General features: G+C 46.3%; 9 protein-coding genes. 4 read left to right on the top strand and 5 right to left on the bottom strand.

Annotated elements, in window-relative coordinates:
- Positions 1-10: 10 nt before the first annotated feature.
- Complete coding sequence (locus PODO_RS04110; protein ID WP_036686917.1) at positions 11-1,510, top strand: response regulator transcription factor; 1,500 nt, start codon at positions 11-13, stop codon at positions 1,508-1,510.
- Positions 1,482-2,261: a spermidine synthase gene (locus tag PODO_RS04105; protein WP_051491484.1), complete on the top strand. Its 780-nt coding sequence runs from the start codon at positions 1,482-1,484 to the stop codon at positions 2,259-2,261. The genes PODO_RS04110 and PODO_RS04105 overlap by 29 nt, the downstream gene beginning before the upstream one ends.
- Before the next feature lie 76 nt (positions 2,262-2,337).
- Here PODO_RS04105 and PODO_RS04100 read toward each other — a convergent pair whose 3' ends face one another.
- The 5 genes from PODO_RS04100 to PODO_RS04080 all read right to left on the bottom strand — a co-directional run bounded on the left by PODO_RS04100 (position 2,338) and on the right by PODO_RS04080 (position 7,880).
- Positions 2,338-3,225 (bottom strand): sugar phosphate isomerase/epimerase family protein, encoded by an 888-nt coding sequence (locus PODO_RS04100; RefSeq protein WP_036686914.1) that lies wholly within the window; start codon positions 3,223-3,225, stop codon positions 2,338-2,340.
- A 36-nt stretch (positions 3,226-3,261) separates the two neighbouring features.
- The gene (locus PODO_RS04095) at positions 3,262-4,284 is read right to left on the bottom strand and encodes a LacI family DNA-binding transcriptional regulator (RefSeq protein ID WP_036686912.1); all 1,023 of its coding nucleotides are present in this window, start codon (positions 4,282-4,284) and stop codon (positions 3,262-3,264) included.
- A 68-nt stretch (positions 4,285-4,352) separates the two neighbouring features.
- Positions 4,353-5,930: a DUF3502 domain-containing protein gene (locus PODO_RS04090; RefSeq protein ID WP_036686909.1), complete on the bottom strand. Its 1,578-nt coding sequence runs from the start codon at positions 5,928-5,930 to the stop codon at positions 4,353-4,355.
- Positions 5,931-6,010: 80 nt separating this feature from the next.
- Positions 6,011-6,907 carry a carbohydrate ABC transporter permease gene (locus PODO_RS04085; protein ID WP_036686906.1) on the bottom strand — a complete coding sequence of 299 codons (897 nt, stop codon included), beginning with the start codon at positions 6,905-6,907 and terminating at the stop codon, positions 6,011-6,013.
- Positions 6,908-6,935: 28 nt separating this feature from the next.
- The gene (locus tag PODO_RS04080; protein ID WP_305953532.1) at positions 6,936-7,880 is read right to left on the bottom strand and encodes an ABC transporter permease; all 945 of its coding nucleotides are present in this window, start codon (positions 7,878-7,880) and stop codon (positions 6,936-6,938) included.
- A 644-nt stretch (positions 7,881-8,524) separates the two neighbouring features.
- Between PODO_RS04080 and bglX the strand changes: the two genes are divergently transcribed.
- Both bglX and PODO_RS04070 read left to right on the top strand, forming a co-directional pair.
- Positions 8,525-10,684, top strand: coding sequence for a beta-glucosidase BglX (gene bglX / locus PODO_RS04075; RefSeq protein ID WP_036686903.1), 2,160 nt, complete (start codon positions 8,525-8,527; stop codon positions 10,682-10,684).
- A gap of 116 nt (positions 10,685-10,800) precedes the next feature.
- The gene (locus PODO_RS04070) at positions 10,801-11,769 is read left to right on the top strand and encodes a metallophosphoesterase family protein (RefSeq protein ID WP_036686900.1); all 969 of its coding nucleotides are present in this window, start codon (positions 10,801-10,803) and stop codon (positions 11,767-11,769) included.
- The last annotated feature ends 50 nt before the right edge of the window (positions 11,770-11,819 follow it).

The following is an 11,819-nucleotide window of genomic DNA, read 5'->3' as shown; positions in this document are numbered from 1 at the left end:
GCTGCTCTGATTGCTGCGTATTGCGATTGTTGATGATGAGATCTTAATCCGCGAAGGACTGGCTCGAATGATCAGTAAAGAAAGCGCCGAATTTCTGGTCATCGGCACCTACTCCGACGGAAAACATCTATTAGATGAGTTAACCACACTTCAACTTGATGTCGTGATTACAGATATTCGTATGCCGCAAATCAATGGTTTGGAGCTGATTAAGCAGTTAAAAGCCACCCATCCGCAGATCTATTCTATTCTAATGAGTGGATTTGTTGAATTTAATTATGCCCGAGAAGCCATCCGCAGCTCAGCTGTAGACTATTTATTAAAACCAATCAATAAAGAGCAGCTGTTCGAGCTGCTATATCGGCTAGACAAAGAACGGCAGCTCGCGCGCGACAAGGAAGAACGCCACCGTTCCGGGCTTTTATTGACATTCTTACATATCGAAGAGCCCTCTTCCCCTCTACTATTATCCAGCCTTACCTTGCCCCAGACTTATTTCTCGGTCTTTGTCCTCAAAGGGAGCACCAGAGAAACCGTCTGCTCCTGTGCAGACAGTCTGCGGCAAGAGAAGGCGTTGAGCTTTGACAGCTTAGAGCTTCAAAAGGGACTATACGTGTGGATTGTATATTCTGCTGAGCCGCTGTCAGACAACGATTTAAAAGATATCGGTGACATTATGCGGATATCTGCGCACGGAAAGATCCTACATGTAGGTACCAGCGGTTGTTATAATGAGGTTTCCAAGCTTAGACAGGCATACCTAGATGCTAAACAAGCGTGCAACCTGGGCATATATAATCCGGAGCCTGTGCATTACGCGAATATTCAGGATATTCAACAGCCGGAGATAAACATCCTGGATCACTTTAATACAATTAGAGAACCGCTGATCCATAACCTGCAGATTCTGAATGTGACAGGCATCTTAGAATGGGTTCATGACCTGTTCTCAGTGTTGAAAGCGCAACAAGCCGGCCCTGACCAAATTCTCCGTGTCTGTCGATGGATTGAAGAAACCGCACAAAAGGAACTGCAAGAATTCGAGGCCCGCAATAAAAGTGCTCCCGACCTCAGGTTGGATGACAGAATCGCGTCCAGCTTAAGCTTTAGCGACATTGAGGAGATGTTTACCGCCCACTTTACAAATATTCTGACCGAAATCAGAACCCATCGTCTGGAAATGTCCGGTACAGCCATAGAAACCATCAAACGCTGGATATCCGCTAACTATAATCAGCATGCGGATCTGAACACTTTGGCGAATATGGTTTTTTTGACCCCAAGCTATTTAAGCAAGCTGTTCAAGCAAGAGACTGGACTTACACTGACGGACTACATCACCGAAATTCGGCTGCGCAAAGCCAAACATCTGCTCAAGAATGCTCCGGACCTAAAGGTTCACGAGATTGGGGCAGAGGTTGGATATGGCGACCCTGCCTATTTCAACAAGCTTTTTAAACGTGTTGTCGGGGTTACACCCAATGAATATAAACGAATTTCTATTGTATAAGGAGATTGATCACTTGCATTCAGAGCTTCAAAGAAATAGCGAAAATCATGAAATAACCGTCTACGACACAACAGAACTATATGGTGAAAAAGGCTCCTTCCGCGTTATGCAGTTCTCGAATCATGCCACTCAAGGTGCGATGGATCTTAATGACCCGCAACGAATTCTCTTTGAATATCCGCGGGCCATCATTCACTTCATGGAGTTCAACCTCCCCTCTTTTGAGGATGTTTTTCTTATTGGGCATGGAATTGGAACAATTGCCGGGCATTTTCCGGAGAAAAGATTTAAAGTAGCCGAGCTAGACAACGAAGTAGTCGAATTAAGCCGCCGCTGCTTCGGATATAGTCAAGATAACGTAGTGATCGGTGACGGACGTCAGATCCTTGAAGGTGAAAATCCGCAAGTATATGATTACATCATTTTGGACGCATTTACTGCCGCTGGTACACCAAGGCATTTAGTCTCCCGTGAATTTTTCAGTATTACCCGTTCGAAGCTAAACACAGGCGGATATATTCTCATGAATCTAATGGGAAAAGGTGAAAATGACCCGCTTATCAACGCGATTTATACGACGCTTACCGAAGAGTACGCCTATATCAAAGCCTTCTCCCTGCCTTCAGAAGGGGCCGCTGATATCCAAAATATCATTATGGTTGGCGGCAGCTCCCCTGTCCGCTTTCAAGCCCGCCATTTGGCAGGTTTCAAAGAAATACAGCTGGGACAAGGATATCTGATTCAGGATTAACTATAAAAAATGACCTCATCCTCCACTTCATTGTGGATTTCGAGGTCATTTTTGGGTTGTTTTCATATCGCACCATTTAAACCGGATTAGGCACAAAGCTGCCACCACGGCAATATTTCAAGTAATTCAGTGCATGCACCTGGCCGGTCATTTCCAGCTCATCACGATACACTGGATCATGCCAGCCTTCGATATCAATCGTACCTTTATAACCCGCTTGGCGCAGGATGGTGATTACATCTACCCAATTGGTATCCCCGAAGCCAGGGGTTCGATCCCATACATAAGGTTTGGGGCCATGAATACCGTATTCCTTGACGATGTCCCAAGCGATGGTCGCATCCTTGCCATGCACATGGAATACTTTATCCATCCATTTGCGCAGCTGCGGAAGCGGATCAATTAATGCGATCATCTGGTGGCAAGGCTCCCATTCCAATCCCAGATTATCTGCCGGAACGGCATTGAACATCTTCTCCCAGGCCGAAGGATTGTGAGCGATGTTCCACTCTCCGCTCTGCCAGTTTCCGCCCATAGCACAATTCTCAAAAGCAATTCGCAGGCCGCGATCTGCCGCTCTCTTCGCCAGTTCTCCGAACACCTCTGTAAACTTCGGGATGGACTCGTCAATGGACAAACCTGGCAATCGGCCGGTGAACCCGCCTATAATATCTGTGCCAAATAAATGTGCATGATCAATCAGCCGCTCCCAGCTGGCCAATGTGTCGGCATTGTCGCCGCTGCCATCCAGCGGATTGCCATAGATGCCCACAGAAGAGATGACAAAATCATGCTCAGCAGCTAACTCCCTCAGTCGTGCAGCCGTTTCGATCAAATCGGTTTCGCCGGTGGTCTGCCAAAAGTTCAGATTAAATGATTCAAATCCATGCCCCACAATTTGTGGAATGACCTTAACGGCTTCTCCACCACGAACAATCGTACCTATTCTCAGTGTATCTTGCATTTCGGTTCCACTCCAATAAAGGTTTATAGTGTGATCTTAACGAGGTTTAATCATCTTGCAGGAACCACGCTTGAGCAATACCGCATCATAGACAATATGCTGATGGTTTGACCGTCCGGAAATGAGGTCGAACAGAACACCTACACTGGATAAGGCCATTTCCGTACCCGGCTGGCTGATTGTATCCAGAGAAGGATGATAATATTCAGCCATCTCGATCCCGTCAAAGCCAATGATTGAAATGTCATCAGGGATAGATAACCCCGCGGTAAGCACCGCTTTGGCAGCACCGATGGCAATCGTGTCGGAAGCGGCAAATATAGCTGTAATTCCCTTGTTCTTGTTGAGCAGTCTTCGCGCAGCATTAAATCCCGAGCTGGGACTGTATTCACAATCCTCGACCAGCCCCGAATCGTAGGGCAGACCCTGCTCTTCGAGTGCTTTTTTGTAGCCCAAATACCGCCGGTTGCCCGTGGTTTCATCCAATAAAGGAGACTTGGCTAAAAAGCCGATATTCGTATGACCTAATGAGATCAAATAATTGGTAGCCTTATAGGCTTCCTTCGTTTCATTGATAATAACGCTGGAAAAAATAAGCGGGTTCACCTCCTGCGTTGAGGTGATCGTTGTCAGCACAAACGGAACCGTCAGCTGTTTGAACTTCTCTTCAGAATGATCATAGGTTCCACCCATGAAGATAATCCCGCACAGATTCTTCTCCTTCACCAGTTGAATAGCAGCATTGATTTCATCGGTCCCATCCTCTACTTGCTGGATAAGAAACGGGTAGCCCCGCAGATTGACCTGCCGTTCAATTTCTCTGATCATATTAGAGAAAAAAGGATTGGTAATCCCCTTGACCATAAGTGCAATGTTCTTAGATTGTGTAGTTTTCAAATTCCGCGCGTTGGAATTGGGAATATAATTGTATTCCTTAACCACACTCATCACTTTCTCACGTGTAGACTTGCTCACCGGTCCCTTGTTATTGATTACCCTGGAGACCGTCGAGATGCCCACACCGGAAATCCGCGCGATATCCTTGATATTTACATCCACTTTACTCCCCCATTTATGGGTAAAGGAGCTATATCGAATTATAGCTCCCTTACACCCCTTAACTTTCTTTAGTTGACAGGAACAAACGCAGCCAATTGCTTCTCTACTTCGGCAATGACCTTGTCAACTCCTGCTTTTTTCAGCTGATCGCGGTACTCTGCAACAGCTGCTTTTGGATCTTTGCTTGTTTTACCAAGCATCAATTGAATACCGAGCTGTGAATTTACGTTGGAAATCGAAGCAATTTCAGTTGTAACATTGGTTGGATCAAAGCTGAAGCCATTGTAAGGATCATCGATAGCCACTTTATCCCATTCTGCGAATAAGGAGTTACGGATTGGGTTTTCTGTATCCGTAGGAACTACGAATTTGTCATTACGAAGTGACCAAGCAGCGAAACCTCCGCCGTCCGTTTTATCATTGAAGCCTGCAGGCTGCTTTTTAACACCATTTTCCATCACATATTGTTTGCCTTCAATACCGTTTTGGATGAGGTTGTAGTAGCTTTCATCGGTCATGAACTTCTCGATCACCATCAGAGCGCGCTCTGGATTAGCTGAGTTCGTGCTGATTACAGTCGAGTTATCAACGCCCATTTTACGTTTGATCTTCTTATTAGCTTCCGCAAAAGTAAAGAAGTAAGGATCTGATTCCGGTTGTGCTTTCAAATCCGCACCGTATTGGCCGATCCAGTCCTGAGCATGAGTCAAATAACCTGCGGAGTTGGCTGCTCTGAAGTTATCCTTGCTGCCAAGGGTTGCAGACAGCACATCTTTACTCCAGTAGCCTTTATCCGCCCATTCACGCATCTTCACAGCCCAATCTTCAAATTCCTGAGTAAAGGCTGGATGGAAGACGGTCTTGTAGTCCTCTGGACTTTTGGTCACAAGATTCAGCTCATTCAAGGATATACCAGGTGCGTTAAGCCACATCCCTGTAGTATCTACGAGCATTCTGAACATATTGGCCGCATCTTCTGCCTTGCCGTTAATTGGCGGGAAGGACTCATTAGCAACCACATTATCCATGTATTTAACCATATCATCAATGGAAGTGATTTTGTCCATTCCATATTTCTTCAGCAAGTCAGAACGGTAGGCATAACCGGCAGGTGTATATTCGCTATAAAGACTTGGTACACCATAAATTTTGCCTTTGTATTTTGTATTTTCCCACACACTTTCCGGAATTTCCGCCTTCAGCTTAGGAGCAACTTTATCCAGCATTTCTGTAAGGTCCACTAGAGCACCTTCACTAGCCAATGTGAAATAAGACACCGGAGCTCCGGGAGATGCATGCGACATATCAAATTCTTCGCCTGAAGCAAATAGCAGCGGGTACTTAGTAGCGATATCCGGCCAGTCAATATACTTCACTTCAATCGTAGCGTTTAGATCAGCTTTGAGCTTCTTGTTAATCTCAGCGAGGATTTCTTTATTTTTAACTCCTTCGCTGCCCCACAGGTAGTACACCAGCTTAGCTTCCTTGGAAGTATCCACTCCGCCTGCATTGGCTGAAGCCTCTGGAGCTTTCGTGGCTGCCGGATCATTACTCGGCTCATTGTTGTTCTTGGATGTGCAGGCTGTCAGTGCTCCAGTAAGCATGAGGACAGCAATTAAAGAAGACGCGATCTTTTTACCTTTCATTTAGGTAAGCCTCCCTTTTCTCTTCTATTTATGAAACTTTCATTTATAATAAACGCTCTTCGAAAAGAAGATTGCGTCCATTAACCCTTTACAGCCCCGATGGTGAGGCCTGTTACGAAATAACGCTGTACAAATGGATACAGGAGAATAATCGGTCCAGTGGCCAGCACAGCTGTAGCCATCTTGATGGATTGCGTCGGAAGATCAGCAGTATTGATGACCGCTCCCGAGTTGATTAGCGCTCCTAAGTTCGTCTGATTGACCATTCGCTGCAAAAAGTATTGGAGCGGATATTTCGTCGGACTGTCAATATACAACATCCCGTTATACCACTCATTCCAGAAGCCTAGTGCTGAGAAAAGCCCGATGGTAGCCAAGGATGGAACCGCCAGCGGAATAAATATCCGCCAATAGATGCGAAAGTCGCCAGCACCGTCAATGGTAGCGGATTCATATAAGGAATCCGGAATCGCCTTCATGAAATTACGCATCAGGAAGATGGACCATGCGCCAACTACACCTGGCAGAATCATAGCGAATAAGCTGTCCTTCATATGCAGGTGCTTCACCATCAGGATGTATGTCGGAATCAAGCCGCCACTGAATAGTGTTGTAAAGTAAATCAAGAAGGAAAAGAAGTTGCGGTACTTGAAATCCTTACGGTTGAGCACGAATCCGGCCATCGACATCATAAACAGTCCGAGTACCGTACCCACTACGGTAATGAAGATAGTTACCTGATAAGCATTCACCAGCTGAGTAGAGTTGTTGAATAGCATCTCGTAAGCTTTAAAGGAAAATGCCTTCGGCAGCAGCTTATAACCTTCACGAACAATTTCCTGCTCGTTCATGAACGATGAGGAGATCATCAACGCGAAGGGGAATAAACAGAATAGCGCAAAGATTGCGATACAGATATAACTGACTGCTTTTATGAGAATGCTTCCGGAATCCTGTTTGATGGTCGTATTTTCCATATTTATCACCCCTGTTTCGTGTCTAGTCTTAGAACAAAGCGCTGTCCGGTTCTACCTTACGTACAATAAAGTTAACCACAAGCACCAGAATCAGGCCGAATAAGGATTGGTAGAAGCCCACTGCGGCACCCATAGAGAAGTTGAATTGTCCCACCAGTGAACGGAAGACATAGGTATCGATGATATCTGTCTGCGGATACAGTACGGAGTTCGTACCGATCAGATTATAGAAAAGGTCAAAGGATCCCTTGAGAATTCCACCCATACCGAACAGTAGAAGCAGAATAAAGGTTGGCTTCAGAATCGGCAAGGTCATATAACGGATTCGCTGCCAGGTAGTCGCTCCATCCATATAAGCAGCCTCGTACAGATCATGATTAATTCCTGTGATCGTTGCCAGATAAACAATCATTCCATATCCGGTACCCGCCCAGATCTTGAAAGCCACAATAATATATTTCCAGATGCCCGGATCGGAATAGAACTCGTAACGGTCTAGCCCCATTCCAGTTAACATCGTATTGATAAACCCGGAATTGAAATTGAATATATTGTAGGCAAACACACCGACGATAACCATGGAGATGAAATTCGGTAACAGGATAACGGATTGTGATATTTTTTTGAACCACTTGCCTGAGATCTCAGACAACATAATGGCAAATACTATTTGAATGATATTACCTAGAGCTAGAAAGACGATATTATAGAGCAGCGTATTTTTGGTAATATTCCATAGATCCCCATTTTGAACCAGAAACTCAAAGTTCTTAAGGCCGATAAAGTTACTTCCAAAAATCCCCTTATTGAGCTTGTAATCTACAAATGCGACGTAAGCTCCAGGCATTACAGCATAGTGAAAGATAACGAAATATACGATTACAGGCAGCAACATTAGAAAAAGAACTTTGTTCTTAATGACTTCCCGAACAATGTTTCCACCCACAAGCTTCAGTCTCGCCAAAGTGCCCACCTCCAATTTGAAAGATGCATTCAGTCACATGCATAAATTACCTTCCTTTCTTGTCCAGCAGCCAGAATAAAAACAGTTTGCCCAACCTTCATAAAAAAGTGTATCGAGCGTTGTGGAAACGTTTCCAGTGTTTCTGTAAAACTCTCTGTGTGAGAAGCATACTCCCAAAATGTATGCGCTGTCAATTCATTTTATTTTTGAATTACAAGTACTAAAGTTACATTTTTCACGTAAAAAAATATAAATTAGCTGTTTTTCCAAAGGCGATTGACTTTTTTTGGTGTTCAGACTAATATCGAGGTGTATCGTTTGTGGAAACGTTTTTATACTTTTCTTTCATAGACATGTCAGTCTCCATATGTAACATCTTAATGATGCAATCCTCTTCTGATTTAATTCATGCCTCATCCCTGTATCCGAAGAGAGAAATGCTATGATTTTCACAACAATTGAACCTGATTATAGCTCAGGCCCATTCCGCATCTCGGAGCTGCGTGCCAGGAGAGTTAACGGTTCACTCCCATCCTTATCGCCTATATAACGTAAGCTTTGCAAATAAAAATCATGCTTACGCTGCCCGGCGGGGAACTACACATCTATTTAACAAACTAACTTTCGATGCGCTCACGAGAAAGGAGTTAACCATGACTAAAACGTTTATCCAAGATCTTGTGAACGATATGACCCTGGACGAAAAGCTGGCCCAATTAACCCAGCTAGGTCCTCACTATTGGGGTTTGGACGATACCGTGGATTTAACCGGACCATTTAAGGAACTGAACATTAAGCCGCAGGTAATGAAGAACATCGGAAGTGTTCTGAACGGTATTGGAGCCAGGAATGTTATCGAGCAGCAAACCCGACATTTGCAAACCAGCAGACAAAAGATTCCTCTGCTCTTCATGGCGGATGTCATTCACGGCTACCGGACCATCCTCCCGATTCCGCTGGCCATGGGCAGCAGCTTTGACCTTGAAGCCTGTGAAAGGTTTGCCGAAATCGCCGCCAAGGAAAGTGCGGCTGCCGGTATTCACGTTACCTTCTCGCCCATGACGGATCTCGTACGCGACCCGCGCTGGGGACGCGTCATGGAGACATCTGGTGAGGATCCCTATCTGAATGCCCGTGTCACCGAAAGTATGGTGCGGGGTTATCAGGGCAAAGACCTAAAAGAAAAAGGACGCATCGCTGCCTGTGTGAAGCATTTCGCTGGTTACGGTGCTCCCGAAGGCGGACGGGAATACAACACAGTGGATATGTCTTCCGGCGTATTGCGTGAGTTCTACCTGCCAGCCTATAAGGCTGCCGTAGATGCTGGAGTGGCCATGGTTATGGCCGCATTTAATACCATTGACCGTATCCCGGCAAGTGGTAATTCCGAGCTTCTTCGCGGGATTTTACGGGAAGAATGGGGCTTCAACGGCGTTACCATCGCCGATTTCAATTCCGTTAATGAGCTGATTCCCCATGGCGCCGCGATAGATGGCCGTGAGGCAGCGGAGAAAAGTCTGGCTGCTGGGCTGGATATTGAGATGATGTCCACTCACTATCTAAACTACGGCGCTGCTCTGGTCGAGGAAGGCAAGCTTGACATCGCCTTGATCGATGAAGCCGTCATCCGGGTGCTGGAGCTCAAGGATGCGCTCGGCCTGTTCGATAATCCATTCAAGGATGCAGATCCGCTGGTGGATGAGGCTCCGAAACCTAGCGCGGAGCATCTGCAGGCCGCACGGGAGCTTGGAGCTAGCTCAGTTGTGCTGCTCAAAAACGACAATGAAGCTCTGCCCCTTAAACGTGGCATGAAGATTGGTCTGGCTGGTCCTTTCGCCACCTCCATTCATGTACTGGGCGGTTGGGCTGGGACAGAAAAAGATCCGGCTGTATCACTCTACACCGGCATTTTGCAAAAAACATCTGCCGAAGATATACTTACGGCCATGACTGGTGAGCTGGGAAGCATGCTTGAGGGTGTTTTTGATGTGGAGGATGAAATCGAGGACGCCTACCAGCAGCTGCAGGATTGTGATGTAATTCTCGCCGCTGTCGGTGAGAATCAGCAGGATACCGGGGAAGGCGGAAGTAAAGCCAATCTCCGCCTATCGGCCAATCAGGAGAAGCTGATCTGGCGTCTGAAGGATACCGGCAAAAAGATCGTCACCATTGTATTCAGCGGCAGACCACTGGAGCTGAAACCCGTTCTTGATGCCAGCGACGCTATGCTGCAGGCTTGGTTTCTGGGTACAGAGTCAGGAAATTCGCTGGCCGATGTGCTGTTCGGAGATTATAATCCTTCCGGACGTTTATCGATGAGCTTCCCCTACTCGGTTGGGCAAATTCCTGTTTATTACAATGCTTATCAAACGGGACGTCCTTATGATCCTATGTATCCTAATGTGCGTTACGTGACCCGTTATCTGGACTGCCCGAATGACCCGTTGTTCTGTTTTGGTTATGGCCTGAGCTATTCCAAGTTTGCTTACAACAGCTTCAATGTTGAAGCTGCGGATCGGGTGGTTACCTCCATTGAAGTAGAGAATACTTCGGACATCGCCGGCAAGGAAACCATTCAGCTCTACATCCACGACGTCAGCGCAAGTGTCGTGCGCCCGGTCAAGGAACTGAAAGGCTTCCAGCAGATTACACTCGCACCGCATGAGAAACAGGTGGTTTCCTTCGAAATCACCAGAGAAATGTTAATGTTCTACGGAAAAGACGATCAGTTGGTCTTCGAGCCTGGGGAATATGATATTATGATCGGTAGAAACTCTGGAGATCATTGCACTCAGCGGATCTGGATCGGCTGACCTGCGTATAGCTATGCTTCTAACGACGTCAGCCCTTATTGCCCTCTTGGCGCAATGAGGGGTTGGCGCCTCCACAGCTTGCTATTCAATATTCGATAGTAAGGGAGATTATTCTAATGAGACACAGTTTATCATTTCAGCAAGATGGCACTTTTAAAATCGTACAATTTACAGATCTGCACTGGATGGATGGAAGAGCTGAGGATCAGCTTACCCAGGCACTGATGGAACGCATTCTGGATGCGGAACAACCTGATCTTGTGGTTTTCACGGGAGATCTTATTTACACTGGTCCTGTATCACCGGGAAACAAGGCATGCGAGCACCCCGCACAAGCATTTCGTGAGGCTGTCGCTGCCGTGGAGAGATCCGGCATCCCTTGGACCTTTGTATTTGGCAACCATGACACAGAAACTCTGATTTCAAAGAGTGAACTGATGCAAATTGCCCTGGAACATCCCCACTGCCTGACCGAAGCCGGTCCAGAAGAGCTGGAAGGCTCGGGCAATTACACTCTTGAAATTAAAGATCAGGAAGACCACGCGGCCGCTATTTTGTATTTTCTAGACTCTGGCGGCTATTCCGAGTATGAGGATATCCCGGGCTACAATTGGGTTGGGCGGAATCAGATCAACTGGCTGACGGCTGAATCTGCGCGGGTGAATCCGAAAACTGCTGAGAACAGGCTGCCTGCCTTGGCTTTCTTCCATATCCCAATTCCTGAATATCGGGATGTCTGGTCTACACAGGTCTGTCATGGGCATAAGTTTGAGCGTGTATGCTCACCTGAGGTGAACTCGGGCTTATTCTCGGCTTTGCTGGAAATGGGTGATGTGCTTGGCACCTTCTGCGGACATGACCATATCAACGATTTTAGCGGCAACCTGTATGGCATACGTCTTTCTTATGGCCGTGCTACCGGCTACAATACTTATGGAAAAGAAGGCTTTATGCGGGGAGCACGCGTCATAGAACTGGTCAAAGGCACCCAAGACTTCAATACCTGGCTTCGTCTTGATGACGGATCTGTTATAAATGAACAGCCGATTCATATGCCTGAACCTGCTGCCGATTCAGGACATTAATCTTTTATAGGATTAAATTTAAATACTGATTAAATGAACCAGTGCGCAGA

Source organism: Paenibacillus odorifer, from assembly GCF_000758725.1.
GTDB lineage: Bacteria > Bacillota > Bacilli > Paenibacillales > Paenibacillaceae > Paenibacillus_AQ > Paenibacillus_AQ odorifer.
The sequence above is the reverse complement of the archived record's forward strand: the minus strand, read 5'-3'. Positions and strand labels throughout refer to the sequence as shown.